This is a genomic window from Enterobacter cloacae complex sp. 397G4, assembly GCF_050031515.1.
In the GTDB taxonomy this organism is placed as follows: domain Bacteria; phylum Pseudomonadota; class Gammaproteobacteria; order Enterobacterales; family Enterobacteriaceae; genus Enterobacter; species Enterobacter hormaechei_C.
This window is the reverse complement of the sequence record NZ_JBLGWE010000001.1, coordinates 3504270-3520791: the sequence shown is the minus strand read 5'-3', so window position 1 is coordinate 3520791 and position 16522 is coordinate 3504270. Positions and strand designations below refer to the sequence as shown.

The 16522-nt window shown below is 56.8% G+C and carries 11 protein-coding genes and 1 pseudogene; 8 read left to right on the top strand and 4 right to left on the bottom strand.

The window, feature by feature from the left end; all coding sequences use genetic code 11:
- Nucleotides 1-2: 2 nt before the first annotated feature.
- The gene (gene tadA, locus ACQG1Y_RS16790; protein ID WP_022649032.1) at nucleotides 3-542 is read left to right on the top strand and encodes a tRNA adenosine(34) deaminase TadA; all 540 of its coding nucleotides are present in this window, start codon (nucleotides 3-5) and stop codon (nucleotides 540-542) included.
- On the opposite strand, the gene mltF is transcribed toward tadA, so the two are convergent.
- A complete protein-coding gene (mltF, locus tag ACQG1Y_RS16785) occupies nucleotides 430-1980 on the bottom strand; it encodes a membrane-bound lytic murein transglycosylase MltF (protein ID WP_232936486.1) in 1551 nt (516 codons plus the stop codon). The two genes, tadA and mltF, sit on opposite strands and share 113 nt — an antisense overlap.
- Before the next feature lie 267 nt (nucleotides 1981-2247).
- Between mltF and purL the strand changes: the two genes are divergently transcribed.
- The 5 genes from purL (at nucleotide 2248) to glnB (ending at nucleotide 10603) form a co-directional block, all read left to right on the top strand.
- A complete protein-coding gene (gene purL, locus ACQG1Y_RS16780; RefSeq protein ID WP_232936487.1) occupies nucleotides 2248-6135 on the top strand; it encodes a phosphoribosylformylglycinamidine synthase in 3888 nt (1295 codons plus the stop codon).
- 532 nt (nucleotides 6136-6667) lie between these two features.
- Complete coding sequence (qseE, locus tag ACQG1Y_RS16775) at nucleotides 6668-8101, top strand: two component system sensor histidine kinase QseE/GlrK (protein WP_003860691.1); 1434 nt, start codon at nucleotides 6668-6670, stop codon at nucleotides 8099-8101.
- Nucleotides 8098-8850: a two-component system QseEF-associated lipoprotein QseG gene (gene qseG, locus ACQG1Y_RS16770; protein ID WP_063138672.1), complete on the top strand. Its 753-nt coding sequence runs from the start codon at nucleotides 8098-8100 to the stop codon at nucleotides 8848-8850. Before qseE ends, qseG begins: the two co-directional genes overlap by 4 nt.
- Nucleotides 8847-10184 carry a two-component system response regulator GlrR gene (glrR, locus tag ACQG1Y_RS16765; protein ID WP_015572150.1) on the top strand — a complete coding sequence of 446 codons (1338 nt, stop codon included), beginning with the start codon at nucleotides 8847-8849 and terminating at the stop codon, nucleotides 10182-10184. Before qseG ends, glrR begins: the two co-directional genes overlap by 4 nt.
- 80 nt (nucleotides 10185-10264) lie before the next feature.
- The gene (gene glnB, locus ACQG1Y_RS16760) at nucleotides 10265-10603 is read left to right on the top strand and encodes a nitrogen regulatory protein P-II (RefSeq protein ID WP_003860685.1); all 339 of its coding nucleotides are present in this window, start codon (nucleotides 10265-10267) and stop codon (nucleotides 10601-10603) included.
- Nucleotides 10604-10683: 80 nt separating this feature from the next.
- Here the strand turns inward: glnB and hmpA are convergent, their stop codons facing one another.
- Nucleotides 10684-11874, bottom strand: coding sequence for an NO-inducible flavohemoprotein (gene hmpA / locus ACQG1Y_RS16755; protein WP_017383546.1), 1191 nt, complete (start codon nucleotides 11872-11874; stop codon nucleotides 10684-10686).
- Nucleotides 11875-12178: 304 nt separating this feature from the next.
- On the opposite strand from hmpA, the gene glyA reads away from it, so the two are divergent.
- Nucleotides 12179-13432 carry a serine hydroxymethyltransferase gene (glyA, locus tag ACQG1Y_RS16750; protein ID WP_368740541.1) on the top strand — a complete coding sequence of 418 codons (1254 nt, stop codon included), beginning with the start codon at nucleotides 12179-12181 and terminating at the stop codon, nucleotides 13430-13432.
- Nucleotides 13433-13485: 53 nt separating this feature from the next.
- Here the strand turns inward: glyA and ACQG1Y_RS16745 are convergent, their stop codons facing one another.
- Complete coding sequence (locus ACQG1Y_RS16745) at nucleotides 13486-13908, bottom strand: DoxX family protein (protein WP_015572152.1); 423 nt, start codon at nucleotides 13906-13908, stop codon at nucleotides 13486-13488.
- Between the two features lie 172 nt (nucleotides 13909-14080).
- On the opposite strand from ACQG1Y_RS16745, the pseudogene ACQG1Y_RS16740 reads away from it, so the two are divergent.
- A pseudogene (locus ACQG1Y_RS16740) lies at nucleotides 14081-15220 on the top strand (3-phenylpropionate MFS transporter).
- On the opposite strand, the gene csiE reads toward ACQG1Y_RS16740, so the two are convergent.
- Nucleotides 15221-16498: a stationary phase inducible protein CsiE gene (gene csiE, locus ACQG1Y_RS16735; RefSeq protein WP_015572154.1), complete on the bottom strand. Its 1278-nt coding sequence runs from the start codon at nucleotides 16496-16498 to the stop codon at nucleotides 15221-15223.
- Nucleotides 16499-16522 lie beyond the last annotated feature (24 nt).

Here is a 16522-nt window from a genome sequence, read left to right as displayed (position 1 = left end):
TAATGCCGCCCGCTTTTCGACTGGAGTATCAGCCCTTGTCCAACCCTGAACACAATCATGAATACTGGATGCGCCATGCGCTGGCGCTGGCTCAGCGCGCCTGGGAAGAGGGCGAAGTGCCCGTGGGCGCGGTACTGGTCCATAACAATCAGGTGATTGGGGAAGGGTGGAACCGTCCGATTGGCCGTCACGATCCTACCGCGCATGCTGAAATTATGGCGCTGCGTCAGGGCGGACTGGTGCTGCAAAACTATCGTCTGCTTGATACCACCCTGTATGTCACCCTTGAGCCGTGCGTAATGTGCTCCGGGGCGATGGTGCACAGCCGAATCGGTACGCTGGTGTTTGGCGCGCGGGATGAAAAGACGGGCGCTGCTGGTTCACTGATGGACGTACTTGGGCATCCGGGGATGAACCACCAGGTGAAAACTATCGGCGGGGTACTTGCACCAGAATGTTCGGGTCTGTTAAGTGACTTTTTTCGAATGCGTCGGCAGCAGAAAAAGCAACAAAAGGCAGAATTGAAACCGCAGGATGATTAAGCTCGTCCGGTGCGACCACCGGATAGCTTTCAGCCAGCTGTTGCGCCTCGGCCGCCTCTTTTTCTTTCTCCAGCAGATATCCCACCAGGCTTATCTGGTACTTACGAATATTTTCCACGTAGGCATACGCTTCATGCCCGCGCGCATAGCCGTACGTCAGCTTCTGGTACCACTGTTTCTGGCTAAGCAGCGGCAGGCGCTGTTTTACATCTGACCAGCTGTCCGGGTTACCTTTGGTTTTCGCCGTCAGCGCCCGCGCGTCGAGCATGTGCGCATAACCCATGTTATAGGCGGCCAGCGCAAACCAGATACGCTCCCCTTCCGGGACCGTCTCCGGCACTTTCGCCATCATATCCTGTAAATACTGCGCGCCGCCGCTGATGCTCTGTTCCGCATCGGTCCGGTCGCTGATGCCGAGGCTCTGGGCGGTATTTTTGGTCAGCATCATCAACCCGCGCACGCCCGTGGGGGAGGTGGCCTGAGCATCCCAGTGCGATTCCTGGTAGGAAATTGCCGCCAGCAGCTTCCAGTCAATCTCCTCGGCGTACTTCTCAAACATCGGTTGCAGGTCCGGCAGCACGCTGTCCACCGCGCGCAGGAAAGTGCGGGTGTCAACGTAATCAAAATCGTCCCCGTGACCGAGATATTTCTCTTCCAGGCGCGCCAGGGTGCCGTCTTCATTGATGGAATTAAAGAAATCGAGCATAGCCGCAGAGACGGTTTGATCGTCGTCCAGCTGGGTAAACCAGGTCACCGGCTGTTCGTCGGTCACATCCAGCGCCACGGCAATTTCAGGATGAACGCGCTGGAAAAGGCTGATCGCCACCGAATCAGCAATGGTATAGGCCAGCTTTTTATCTTTTACCTGCTCCAGCAATTCGGTCGTGCCGAGTTTAGGATCGACCGTCCAGCTGAGGTTCGGGTATTTTTTCTCTTTCAACGCCCGCAGATCGTCAATCACCACATGGCCTGGCGCAATGGTCAATTGCTGGTCGGTGATGTCGGCCAGTGAGCGTGGGCGCAGGCTACCCACACGATAAACCACCTGCTGCGACACGGAGTAATAGGTCGGGCCCGGTTGATAGTTTTTGCTGCGTTCGCTGTTGTACACCAGACCTGCGGCGAGAATATCGGCACGGTCATGGTCCAAATCATCAAACAGCTGGTTGATGTTCTGCCGCACGGTAACTTTCAGCTTCACGCCCAGATAGTCCGCAAACAGCTGTGCCAGTTCGTAATCAAGACCGATGGTTTTACCGTTGATATCGTCGTAAATAAGCGGGGAGGAGAGGGTACTGACGCGCAACTCCCCCCGCTCCTGAATGGCGGCGATACGGTTTTCGGCCTTGCCGAACCAGGGGATAGACGGCCAGAGGGCCACTGCCAGCAGCAACGTAACAATGCCGATGAGCAGATAATTAATCTTTAATTTTTTCAATTAGTTAATTCTCTGCGACGCCGGTTGCCTCAGTGTGCTGTAGTCATGTTAAGAGTAGAGTTTGCCATTGATTGAGCGGCATTTTGCGCAAAGTAGCGCCAGTTGGCAACCAATTAGAGAGACAGGTCACATCTATTGTTAAACATAAAGGATGATTTTATTTCGACGCAAACGGTTTCGTCGGCGCTCAGGATTCTCTATAATGACGCCCGTTTTCCCCCCTTGCGCACACTGTAAGCGCCCCGGCGCTTCGAAGACGAGAGACTTATGATGGAAATTCTGCGTGGTTCGCCTGCACTGTCTGCCTTCCGTATTAACAAACTGCTGGCACGTTTTCAGGCGGCCGACCTTCCGGTAAGCAATATTTACGCTGAGTATGTCCATTTTGCTGACCTGAATGCCCCCCTGGATGCAGAGGAGCGCGTACAGCTGGAACGCCTGCTTAAATATGGCCCAAGCCTGAGCAGCCATACGCCGACCGGCAAATTAATCCTCGCCACGCCACGCCCTGGCACCATCTCCCCCTGGTCTTCCAAAGCCACCGACATCGCTCACAACTGCGGCCTGAGCCAGATTAACCGTCTGGAGCGCGGTGTGGCGTACTATGTGGAAGCGTCAACCCTGAGCGACGCGCAGTGGCAGGTGGTTGCCGCAGAGCTGCACGACCGCATGATGGAGAGCGTGTTTGACTCTCTGGATGATGCGCAGAAACTGTTCTCCCACCATCAGCCTGCGCCGGTACAGAGCGTGGATTTGCTGGGGCAGGGGCGTCAGGCGCTGATCGACGCAAACCTGCGTCTTGGTCTGGCGCTCGCAGAAGATGAAATCGACTACCTTCAGGATGCATTCGTTAAGCTGAATCGCAACCCGAACGACATCGAACTGTATATGTTCGCGCAGGCCAACTCCGAGCACTGCCGCCACAAGATTTTCAACGCCGACTGGATTATCGACGGCGAACAGCAGCCGAAGTCGCTGTTCAAAATGATCAAAAACACCATGGAGCAAACCCCTGACCACGTGCTGTCTGCCTATAAAGACAACGCCGCGGTGATGGAAGGTTCCGAGGTGGGCCGCTTCTTCGCCGACCGCGAAGCGGGGCGCTATGACTTCCACCAGGAGCCTGCGCATATCCTGATGAAAGTGGAAACCCACAACCACCCGACGGCGATCTCCCCGTGGCCGGGTGCAGCGACCGGCTCCGGCGGTGAAATCCGTGACGAAGGTGCGACCGGTCGCGGCGCGAAACCAAAAGCGGGTCTGGTCGGTTTCTCCGTTTCCAACCTGCGTATTCCGGGCTTTGAGCAGCCGTGGGAAGAAGACTTCGGCAAGCCAGAGCGCATTGTCACCGCGCTGGATATCATGACCGAAGGCCCGCTGGGCGGCGCGGCGTTCAACAACGAATTTGGTCGTCCGGCGCTGAACGGTTACTTCCGTACCTACGAAGAGAAAGTGGACAGCCACAACGGCGAAGAGCTGCGCGGCTACCACAAACCGATCATGCTGGCGGGCGGGATCGGCAACATTCGCGCCGATCATGTGCAGAAAGGCGAGATCGTCGTCGGCGCGAAGCTGATCGTGCTCGGCGGCCCGGCAATGAACATCGGTCTGGGCGGCGGGGCAGCCTCGTCTATGGCCTCCGGCCAGTCTGATGCGGATCTCGACTTCGCGTCCGTGCAGCGCGACAACCCGGAAATGGAGCGCCGTTGTCAGGAAGTGATCGACCGCTGCTGGCAGCTCGGCGATGCCAACCCGATTCTGTTCATCCACGACGTGGGCGCGGGTGGACTCTCTAACGCCATGCCTGAGCTGGTGAGCGACGGCGGTCGCGGCGGACGCTTCAACCTGCGCGATATCCTGAGCGATGAGCCGGGCATGAGCCCGCTGGAAATCTGGTGTAACGAATCCCAGGAGCGCTACGTGCTGGCGGTTGCCGCCGATCAGCTGCCGCTGTTTGACGAGCTGTGCCGCCGCGAGCGCGCGCCGTATGCCGTCATCGGTGAAGCGACCGAAGAGCAGCACCTTTCCTTAAGCGACACCCACTTTGACAACCAGCCGATCGATCTGCCGCTGGACGTGCTGCTCGGCAAAACGCCGAAGATGACCCGCGACGTGCAGACTCGCAAAGCGGCGGGCAAAGCGCTGGATCGCCAGGGCATCACCGTGGCAGAAGCGGTTAACCGCGTGCTGCACCTGCCTGCCGTGGCAGAGAAAACCTTCCTGGTGACCATCGGCGACCGTACCGTGACCGGTATGGTGTCGCGCGATCAGATGGTCGGCCCGTGGCAGATCCCGGTCGCTAACTGCGCTGTGACCACCGCGAGCCTCGACAGCTACTACGGCGAAGCGATGGCCCTGGGCGAACGCACGCCAGTGGCGCTGCTGGACTTCGCCGCTTCTGCCCGTCTGGCGGTCGGTGAAGCGCTGACCAACATCGCCGCGACGCAGATTGGCGATATCAAACGTATCAAACTTTCCGCGAACTGGATGGCCGCTGCCGGTCACCCGGGCGAAGATGCTGGCCTGTACGAAGCGGTGAAAGCGGTGGGTGAAGAGCTCTGTCCTGCGCTCGGCCTGACCATTCCGGTGGGTAAAGACTCCATGTCGATGAAAACCCGTTGGCAGGAAGGTAACGAGCAGCGCGAGATGACCTCTCCGCTGTCGCTGGTGATCACCGCGTTTGCGCGCGTGGAAGACGTGCGTCATACCGTTACGCCGCAGCTTTCCACTGAAGATAACGCCCTGCTGTTGATTGACCTCGGCAAAGGCCATAACGCGCTGGGCGCCACCGCGCTGGCGCAGGTTTACCGCCAGCTCGGCGATAAGCCAGCCGACGTGCGCGATGTCGCCCAGCTGAAAGGCTTCTACGACGCAATTCAGGCGCTGGTGGCGCAGCGTAAGCTGCTGGCCTACCACGACCGTTCCGATGGTGGCCTGCTGGTGACGCTGGCAGAGATGGCCTTCACCGGTCACTGCGGCGTTGAAGCAAACATTGCAACGCTTGGCGAAGACCGCCTGGCAGCGCTGTTTAACGAAGAGCTTGGCGCGGTCATTCAGGTACGCGCCGCAGATCGCGACGCGGTGGAAGCGATTCTGGCGCAGCACGGTCTGGCAGACTGCGTACACTATCTCGGTAAAGCGGTGCAGGGCGACCGCTTCGTGATTGAAGCCGACGGCCACGCGGTGTTCAGCGAAAGCCGCACCACGCTGCGTATGTGGTGGGCGGAAACCACCTGGCAGATGCAGCGCCTGCGTGACAATCCGGAATGCGCCGATCAGGAACACAACGCGAAGGCGAACGACAACGATCCTGGCCTGAACGTGAAGCTCAGCTTCGACATTAACGAAGACATTGCCGCGCCGTACATTGCGACCGGTGCGCGTCCGAAAGTAGCCGTGCTGCGCGAGCAGGGCGTTAACTCCCACGTTGAGATGGCGGCGGCCTTCCACCGGGCGGGCTTTGACGCCATCGACGTCCACATGAGCGACCTGCTGGCCGGGCGTACCGGGCTCGATGATTTCCAGGCGCTGGTCGCCTGCGGGGGGTTCTCCTACGGTGACGTGCTGGGCGCGGGCGAAGGCTGGGCGAAGTCTATTCTGTTCAACAGCCGCGTGCGTGACGAGTTCGAAACCTTCTTCCATCGTCCGCAGACGCTGGCGCTGGGCGTGTGTAACGGCTGTCAGATGATGTCTAACCTGCGCGAGCTGATCCCGGGCAGCGAAGCCTGGCCGCGCTTTGTGCGTAACCAGTCTGACCGCTTCGAAGCGCGCTTCAGTCTGGTAGAAGTGACCCAAAGCCCGTCTCTGCTGTTGCAGGGAATGGTCGGTTCACAGATGCCAATCGCGGTTTCGCACGGTGAAGGTCAGGTTGAAGTGCGTGATGCGGCGCACCTGGCTCAGCTTGAAAGCAAAGGACTGGTGGCGCTGCGCTTTGTTGATAACTTCGGCAAGGTCACCGAAACCTATCCGGCTAACCCGAACGGTTCGGCAAATGGCATTACCGCGGTCACCAGCGAAAGCGGTCGGGTGACGATCATGATGCCGCACCCGGAGCGTGTCTTCCGTACCGTTAGCAACTCCTGGCACCCGGAAAACTGGGGCGAGGACAGCCCGTGGATGCGCATTTTCCGCAACGCGCGTAAACAACTGGGTTAAGTTTCAACGCCCTGACTGTAGGCCCGGTAAGCGCGAGCGCCACCGGGCTTTTTTGTACCTGTCGCAAAATCGCGACAATCCTCTGGGTTGAGTGTCTCCAATAAGAGACATTTAACTTATTGATTTATATATATCAGGACGGGTTCCCATTAAGGTGTTGCTTAATAGCGACACTTAGCCTGGAAATCATTCACCTGACAATCAATGCATTTTAATAATAAAACGATTATTAATCATAAGGATAGTATCAATTTTTGCAATCTGGCACGCACGTTGCATAATAGTAACCAGTGGCTCATTCACCTTCTTATGTCAGCCCCTTCGGGACGTGCTACATAAACTTCGAATGACGCACAAAAAGGTGCCTGCCGTCCAACTACTGATTATTGCAATGCTTTATCAGGCCAGGGCGAAACGTCGAGTTAGGCACCGCCTTATTCCATGACAAAGCCGGGTTTTTACCCGGCTTTGTTGTATCTGAAGGGCAGACTCAGTTACGCTCTCCTCAAACCCGGATGATGAGAGTAATGTGTTGAAACGCTGGCCCGCTTTCCCTCGCTCCCTGCGACAGCTCGTTATGATGGCCTTCCTGCTGATCCTGCTACCTTTGCTGGTTCTGGCGTGGCAGGCATGGCAAAGCCTGAATGCGTTAAGTGCCCAGGCGGCCCTGACTAACCGCACCACGCTTATTGATGCCCGCCGTAGCGAGGCAATGACCAACGCCGCGCTGGAGATGGAGCGTAGCTATCGCCAGTACTGCGTGCTGGACGACCGCACGCTGGAGAGGGTCTATCAGAACCAGCGTAAACGCTACAGCGAAATGCTGGATGCCCATGCCGGGGTCTTGCCGGATGACAAACTCTATCAGGCGCTGCGTCAGGATCTGAACGATCTGGCGCAGCTCCAGTGCAAAAACAGCGGTCCTGATGCCGCCGCCGCCGCCCGACTTGAAGCCTTCGCGAACGCCAATACGGAGATGGTGCAGTCCACCCGTACGGTTATCTTTTCCCGTGGCCAGCAACTCCAGCAGGAGATTGCCGAGCGCGGCCAGTTCTTCGGCTGGCAGGCGCTGGTGCTGTTCCTCGTCAGCCTTGGGCTGGTACTGCTCTTTACCCGCATGATTATCGGCCCCGTAAAGGGGATCCAGCGGATGATTAACCGCCTGGGGGAGGGCAAATCTCTCGGGGATACGGTTGTTTTTAAAGGCCCGCGCGAGCTGCGCTCGGTCGGTCAGCGTATCATCTGGCTTTCTGAACGCCTGGCGTGGCTGGAATCGCAGCGTCATCAGTTCCTGCGCCATATCTCACACGAACTCAAAACACCGCTGGCCAGTATGCGTGAAGGCACGGAGCTGCTGGCAGACGAAGTAGCGGGGCCGTTAACCCCTGAGCAAAAAGAGATCGTGGCGATTCTGGATGCCAGTAGCCGCAATTTACAAAAACTTATTGAACAACTGCTGGACTATAACCGCAAGCTGGCGGATGGTGCTGTGGTGCTTGAAAGCGTTGAGATTGAACCGTTGGTGGACATGGTGATCTCCGCCCATAGCCTGCCAGCAAGAGCTAAAATGATGCATACCCAGGTGGATCTCAATGCGCCTTCCTGCCTGGCAGAGCCGATGCTGTTAATGAGCGTACTGGATAATCTTTATTCCAATGCGGTGCACTATGGTACTGAATCCGGTACCATTTATATCAGAAGCAATAACAACGGTTCGCGGGTATTTATTGACGTAGCGAATACGGGAAGCCCGATTCCGGATGATGAAAAAACGATGATCTTTGAGCCCTTCTTCCAGGGGAGTCATCAGCGAAAAGGTGCGGTAAAAGGAAGTGGTCTGGGGCTGAGTATTGCCCGCGACTGCATACGACGCATGCAGGGTGAGCTTAACATCGTGAGTGATGAACGCGCCGATGTCTGTTTTCGTATCGAACTGCCTCTTGAGCCGGAAAAATCAATGAAATGAATAACAACCTGGTGAGTATGTCACACGTCTTTTACCGCGCACTGCGCGCGGTGTTTTCCAGCAAAAATGTGCGCCTGAGCCTGCCCTGCTTACTGCTGGCCGGCTGTGTAACCCATGCGCCGAAAAGTGCAATTAGCCAGAAACAGGAAGATAAATGGCCGCAAAAACAGCTGGCCGATTTCCTTTCAACACGTTGCGATGATATCTGGAACCTGTCGGGGCGTGATGTTGAATCCAATCCGCTGTTCTGGCTGCGCGGAATAGACTGCGCCCAGCGGCTGGCGCCCGCCGAGGCCCGTGCCCAGGCGGCGATGCTGGTGGACGATACCTGGCAGGACGCGTTTAAACGTGGGATCGTGATGGCGGATGCCAGAATCACGCCTGTCGAACGCCGCGCCAACGTGACGCGGCTGGATACTTACGTGATCAATATTCCCCCGCAGGTGCGCCCGGTCTATCAGCTCTGGCGGGATGGACAAACCCTGCAATTACAACTGTCTGAAGAGCGTTTCCGCTACAGCAAATTGCAGCAGTCGAGCGACAGCGAGCTTGATGCGCTTCGCCAGCAGCAGGAGTCGCTGCGCGAGCAGCTGGAAACCACCACCCGCAAGCTCGAAAATCTGACCGATATCGAAAGACAGCTCTCGACGCGTAAGCCGGCAGGCAGCTATCTGCCCGATGGGTCGAAAGGCAACTCTGCCACGACGCCAGACAGTGAGACGCCGAAACAAGAGGATGTGAAGCCATGACAAGCCGTAAACCTGCCCATCTGTTACTGGTGGATGACGATCCCGGGCTGTTAAAGCTGCTGGGAATGCGTCTGGTCAGCGAAGGCTACAGCGTGGTCACCGCTGAAAGCGGGCAGGAGGGGCTGAAAGTGCTCAGCCGCGAGAAAATCGATCTGGTGATCAGTGATTTGCGCATGGATGAAATGGATGGCCTGCAACTGTTCACGGAGATCCAGAAGCAGCAGCCCGGGATGCCGGTTATTATCCTCACCGCTCACGGCTCTATTCCTGATGCGGTGGCCGCGACGCAGCAGGGGGTATTCAGCTTCCTCACCAAACCAGTGGATAAAGACGCTCTCTATAAAGCAATCGACAGCGCCCTTGAGCATGCGGCGCCATCCGGCGACGACGCCTGGCGTGAATCCATCGTGACGCGTAGCCCTGTGATGCTGCGCCTGCTGGAACAGGCGCGGATGGTGGCGCAATCCGACGTTAGCGTGCTGATCAACGGCCAGAGCGGGACCGGGAAAGAGATCCTGGCCCAGGCGATCCACAACGCCAGCCCGCGCAGTAAAAATGCCTTTATTGCCATCAACTGTGGCGCGCTGCCGGAACAGCTGCTTGAGTCTGAGCTCTTCGGCCATGCCCGCGGCGCCTTTACCGGCGCGGTGAGCAGCCGTGAAGGGCTGTTCCAGGCGGCTGAGGGGGGCACGCTGTTTCTTGATGAAATTGGCGATATGCCCGCGCCGTTGCAGGTCAAACTGCTGCGCGTGTTGCAGGAGCGAAAAGTGCGTCCGCTTGGCAGCAACCGCGATATCGATATCAACGTGCGTATTATTTCCGCTACCCATCGCGATTTACCCAAGGTGATGGCGCGCAACGAGTTCCGTGAAGATCTTTACTATCGACTGAATGTCGTCAACCTGAAAATCCCGGCGCTGGCCGAGCGTGCGGAAGATATCCCGCTGCTGGCAAATCACCTTTTGCGCCAGGCCGCTGACCGCCACAAACCATTCGTGCGCGCGTTCTCCACCGATGCGATGAAACGCCTGATGACCGCAAGCTGGCCGGGCAACGTACGCCAGCTGGTGAACGTGATTGAGCAGTGCGTGGCGCTGACTTCATCACCGGTGATCAGCGATGCGCTGGTGGAGCAGGCGCTCGAGGGGGAAAACACGGCCTTACCGACGTTTGCGGAAGCGCGAAACCAGTTCGAGCTGAACTATCTGCGCAAGCTGCTGCAAATCACCAAAGGCAACGTGACCCACGCGGCGCGCATGGCCGGTCGTAACCGTACCGAGTTTTATAAATTGCTCTCACGCCACGAGCTGGAAGCGAACGATTTTAAAGAGTAATACCGCAAAATTCGCCTGAATATGATACTGTGAGCAACCGATTACGAGGCTGCTTACTGGCAAGAGTTTAAGGACCCACCATGAAAAAGATTGATGCGATTATTAAACCTTTCAAACTGGATGATGTACGTGAAGCGCTGGCAGAAGTAGGCATCACCGGGATGACCGTAACTGAAGTGAAAGGTTTTGGTCGTCAGAAGGGCCACACCGAGCTATACCGTGGCGCAGAGTACATGGTGGACTTTCTGCCGAAAGTGAAAATCGAGATCGTGGTGAGCGATGATATCGTCGATACCTGTGTGGATACCATCATCCGCACGGCGCAGACCGGTAAAATTGGCGACGGGAAAATCTTCGTCTTTGACGTGGCGCGCGTGATCCGTATCCGTACCGGCGAAGAAGACGACGCGGCGATTTAACATTCTTGCCGGGTGGCGCTGCGCGTACCCGGCCTAAAAAACCCTTCGTAGGCCCGTGCAAGCGCAGCGCCGCCGGGCGATTACAGCACTTTATGCGGGCCGAAACATTCGTAATGAATGTTGTCTTTATTCACGCCCAGGTCTACCAGCTGCTTCGCGGCATACTGCATAAACGCTACTGGCCCACAAACGTAGAACTGCATCCCCGGTGCGCTGAACGCCCCTTCATGCTGCCCTAAATTCATCAGGCCTTCGCTGTCGAAACGAGCCGCTGCGCGGTCTGCCTCCGTCGGCAGGCGATACCAGGTATGCGCGGTGAAACGCGGCAGGGTCGCTCCGAGCGCTTTGACTTCATCCGCAAAGGCGTGCACATCACCGTTCTCCGCCGCGTGGAACCAGTTAACCTGCGCGCTGTGGTTTGCTTTCGCCAGCGTATCCAGCATCGCCAGCATTGGCGTCTGACCTACGCCTGCGGAGATCAGCGTCACCGGGGTATTCGTTTCAACGGCCATAAAGAAATCGCCCGCCGGTGCCGCCAGATGGACCACGTCGCCCACGCTGGCTTCGTTATGCAGCCAGTTGGATACCTGACCGCCTTCCTCACGTTTAACCGCAATGCGATAGCCTTTGCCGTCTGGCTTGCGGGTCAGGGAGTACTGGCGAATCTCCTGGTGCGGGAAGCCTTCAGGCTTCAGCCAGACGCCCAGATACTGGCCCGGCTGGTAATCGGCAACCGGCTGACCGTCCACTGGCTCAAATTCAAAGCTGGTGATCAGTGCGCTGCGCGGGGTTTTCTCGACGATGCGGAAGGCGCGCGTGCCTTCCCAGCCGCCATTCTTGCTGGCGTTTTCGCTGTAGATCTGCGCTTCACGGTTGATGAATACGTTTGCCAGTACGCCATAGGCCTTACCCCAGGCATCCAGTACTTCCTGGCCCGGGCTGAACATTTCGTCCAGGGTTGCCAGCAGGTGACTGCCGACGATGTTGTACTGCTCAGGTTTGATCTGGAAGCTGGTGTGCTTCTGGGCGATTTTTTCCACCGCAGGCAGCAGAGCCGGCAGGTTTTCGATGTTGCTGGCATAGGCGGCAATAGCGTTAAACAGCGCTTCGCGCTGATCGCCGTTACGCTGGTTGCTCATGTTGAAAATCTCTTTGAGCTCCGGGTTATGCGCGAACATGCGATCGTAGAAATGGGCGGTCAGTTTAGGACCCGTTTCAACCAGCAGGGGGATTGTGGCTTTCACGGTAGCGATGGTTTGGGCGTCGAGCATAGCAGCTTCCTTCTGATGTTACTTTAATGATGTATTTTATATGCATCTTATAAAAATACCCCTGCAATGTAAATGGTTCTTTGCATCGTGAAAAATATGCATCACAAAGCTGAAAAGAAATCCGTTGAAAATGGCGAGAGCTTTATTGCTCAAACCCTTGCGTGGCGTGGAGGTAAACGTTTGCGTAAAATCGTTTGTCAAGACCTGTTATCGCAGAACTATTCAGTTATACTGTTGCCCGTCGTCCAACAGGACTGCCTTTTCAGGCCAAAAATTTACTTGTTAGCTGAGTCAGGAGATGCGGATGTTAAAGCGTGAAATGAACATTGCCGATTATGATGCCGAACTGTGGCAGGCTATGGAGCAGGAAAAAGTACGTCAGGAAGAGCACATCGAACTGATCGCCTCCGAAAACTACACCAGCCCGCGCGTAATGCAGGCGCAGGGTTCTCAGCTGACCAACAAATATGCTGAAGGTTATCCGGGCAAGCGCTACTACGGCGGTTGCGAATACGTTGATATCGTTGAGCAGCTGGCGATTGACCGTGCGAAAGAACTCTTTGGCGCTGACTACGCGAACGTCCAGCCGCACTCTGGCTCTCAGGCTAACTTCGCTGTTTATACCGCGCTGTTGCAGCCGGGCGATACCGTTCTGGGTATGAACCTGGCGCAGGGCGGCCACCTGACTCACGGCTCCCCGGTTAACTTCTCTGGCAAACTGTACAACATCATCCCTTACGGTATTGATGAGTCCGGTAAAATTGACTACGAAGACATGGCGAAGCAGGCCAAAGAGCACAAGCCGAAGATGATCATCGGTGGTTTCTCTGCTTACTCCGGCATCGTTGACTGGGCAAAAATGCGTGCAATTGCTGACAGCATCGGCGCGTACCTGTTCGTCGACATGGCGCACGTTGCCGGTCTGATTGCGGCAGGCGTTTATCCGAACCCGGTTCCACATGCGCACGTTGTGACCACCACCACCCACAAAACCCTGGCGGGTCCACGCGGTGGCCTGATCCTGGCGAAAGGCGGTGACGAAGAGCTGTACAAAAAGCTGAACTCCGCAGTGTTCCCAAGCGCCCAGGGCGGCCCGCTGATGCACGTTATCGCCGCGAAAGCCGTCGCGCTGAAAGAAGCGATGGAGCCAGAGTTCAAGGTTTATCAGCAGCAGGTTGCTAAAAACGCCAAAGCGATGGTGGAAGTGTTCCTGAACCGTGGCTACAAAGTGGTCTCTGGCGGGACTGAAAACCACCTGTTCCTGCTGGACCTGGTTGATAAGAACCTGACCGGTAAAGAAGCTGACGCAGCCCTCGGCCGCGCCAACATTACCGTCAACAAAAACAGCGTGCCAAACGATCCGAAGAGCCCGTTCGTGACCTCCGGTATCCGTATCGGTTCTCCGGCAGTGACTCGCCGTGGCTTCAAAGAAGCGGAAGTGAAAGAGCTGGCGGGCTGGATGTGTGACGTTCTGGACAACATCAATGACGACGCGGTTATCGAGCGCGTTAAAGGTAAAGTTCTGGACATCTGCGCACGCTTCCCGGTGTACGCATAATTCTCTGCGTCGCAGAACTGAAAAAGGCCGCTCATGCGGCCTTTTTTTATGGGCTAACGTCGGTCGAGGGAGATGGCCCCCGGCCCGGTAATCGCCAGCAAAATAAAGCCGCCAGCGATACTCACATTTTTGTAGAAGTTAATCATATTTGGCAGAACCGCATCGCCCGTCATATCCCAGTAGTGGTGACCAATCACCGCCGTTCCCAGCGTATAGAAGACAAAGATCACCGCGAGGGGGCGGGTGAAAAAGCCCAGCACGATCAGAATCGCGGCGGGGACTTCCATCACCACCGCAACAATGGCGGCCAGCATGGGCATGGGGGCGCCGAGCGACGTCATATACTGAACGGTGCCGCTAAACCCCGTCAGCTTGGGATAACCGAAAATAATAAACAGGACCACAATAGCAATGCGGGCAATTAAAAGCAGGAAAGAACGAGAGGAGCCGAAATCGAAATAACGTAAGTTGTTCATGGCAAACGACCTCTTCAGGCGATGTTCTTTAAACGTAATACAATTTTGCCGCTCTCGCCATACGCCGACCGGCTGTCCATGATGTTAATTTATCGTTAATTTATAGCGCGCTAACGACTTGCTAAAGTCAGGGATTAACGCCAGACTATCGCCTCCATTTCGGGAGGGATTCATGGTCTTGCATTCCACGCGCTGGCTGGCGCTCAGCTATTTCACCTATTTCTTTAGTTACGGTATTTTTTTGCCTTTCTGGAGCGTCTGGCTCAAGGGAATTGGTCTGACGCCTGAGACCATTGGCATCCTGCTGGGCGCGGGGCTGGTGGCACGTTTCCTGGGTAGCCTGCTGATTGCGCCCCGCGTCAGCGATCCCTCCTTACTGATTAAAGCGGTGCGAATTCTGGCCCTGCTGACGCTGGTCTTTGCGGCCTGTTTCTGGGTCAGCCATCAGTTTGCCTGGCTGATGGTGGTAATGGTTGGCTTTAATCTGTTCTTCTCCCCGCTGGTGCCGCTGACGGATGCCCTGGCGAACACCTGGCAAAAGCAGATCACCATGGACTATGGCCGCGTGCGCCTGTGGGGATCGATTGCCTTCGTGATCGGCTCTGCGCTGGTCGGGAAACTGGTCAGCCTCTATGACTATCGTGCCATTCTGGCGCTGTTAACGCTCGGCATCGCCTCGATGCTGCTCGGTATGTTGCTGCGTCCGTCGGTAATGCCGCAGGGCGAAAGCCGCCATCAGGAGAGCGCCGGCTGGCCCGCCTGGCGCTCGCTGGTGGCGCAAAGCTGGCGTTTCCTGGCCTGCGTCTGTCTGCTCCAGGGGGCACATGCGGCCTATTACGGCTTCAGCGCCATCTACTGGCAGGGGGCGGGCTACTCGGCTTCTGCGGTAGGCTACCTGTGGTTGCTCGGCGTGGTAGCGGAGGTCATTATCTTCGCGCTGAGCCAAAAACTTTTCCGTCGTTTCGGGGCGCGTGACCTGCTGCTGCTTTCCGCCGTTTGCGGCGTGGTGCGCTGGGGCATCATGGGCTGGACGACGGAGCTGCCGTGGCTGATTGTGGCGCAAATTCTGCACTGAGGAACCTTCACCGTGTGCCATCTGGCGGCGATGCGCTACATCGCGGCGCGAGAGGGGGGGGACGTTATTCGTCTTCAGGCGGTCTATTCAGCGGTGGCGATGGGCGGCAGTATTGCGGTGATGACCGTATTTGCCGGTTTCCTCTATCAGCACCTGGGGCACGGTGTGTTCTGGGTGATGGCGCTGGTCGCTTTACCTGCCATCGTCATCCGCCCAAAGGTGGCTGCTCGCTCGTAACTATGATTCGAGCATAACGCGAATATGTTCCTGCTGCTGCGTGTTCAGGGCCTCAACGGCATGAATGAGCGGCGGCGAGAACAGCGGCAGGGCGGTTGGATAAGGCGTAATGACCAGCGCCGCCTCGCGGGGGGCGCCCTCCTTCTTAAACGCCTCCAGGCTAAGATAACGAATATTGAGCGGCAGCAGCGTCAGCTCGCGAAGCTGCTGCTCAATTAACGCTTCACAGGCTTTATCTTCCCCCGTTAACAGGACCACCTGTTTTTCATGCAGGTCGGTCTCCTGCATTAGCCAGGCACCAAAAATCACCGCCACCAGAGCCATCTCTTCACCGGAGAATCGCAGACCAAATTCGGCTTCCAGCTCAAACAGCGCCTCTTTAGTGGTGCGCAGCAGCCGGGGGTATAAACGGTGGATCTCTTCCGGCAGACTGTTGTCGATGCCGATGTCAAATAAGGAGCGGTCCAGCGCCTGAGCCAGATGAATATAAAGCTGATCGGTCAGCCCTTGCTCATCGCTGAAGTTCATCCCGGTTTGCGCCCGGAAACGGGCAATCATACGCACGATGGCGCGACGCAGGCGCTGATCCTGCTGGTGTTTATCCATCACCGGGTCGGGTGTGCGAAGCATCATAAACAGCAGTGCCAGGAACAGCTGTTCATCGCTGTGCGTTCCCTGCGGGACGCGCCGTTTCCAGTGGCGGACAATTTCCTGCGCCGTAAAGTATTCCCCTCGGGACTGCGTCCAGCTGCGCTGAACGGGCGAAAACTCTGGCGTATTGCCCAGATGATGCTGAATCAGACAATATTGCAGATAAAGCTGTAAAAACTGTACGTCGCGGGACTCAAACTGGCGCTGAAGCTTGCGCGCACAAAAGTTGATAAGCGCCCGAAGGTTCGCATCGTCATAAAGCGGGCGGGCAATGCCGTGCTGTTTAAGCGCGGTTTTTAAGGCAGGGGTAAACTGTTGGGCAACAAAATGTGGACACAGCCGAAGCGCCCTGCGCAGCCAGTGCAGCAGGCACAAACGTTGATTCAGGGCGGAACCCTCAATTCGGTAGCAGCCATCATGGTGCGTGACAATATCAAGCCGATGATAGCGCTGGATTTCATCGCGCGTCTCGGCTATATCTTGCCGTGCCATGACGTCGTCCACGCCGTTGGCAGCGATTATGCTCTGTGCGGTGATGGCAGCATCGGGCAGGTAAAGCATCAAAAGCACCTGGCAGCGGCGCTGCGAACTGGAAAGCACAGATGGAATTTCAAGCGTCGTCATCATCTGTCGGGTATCCAGTGTGAATGT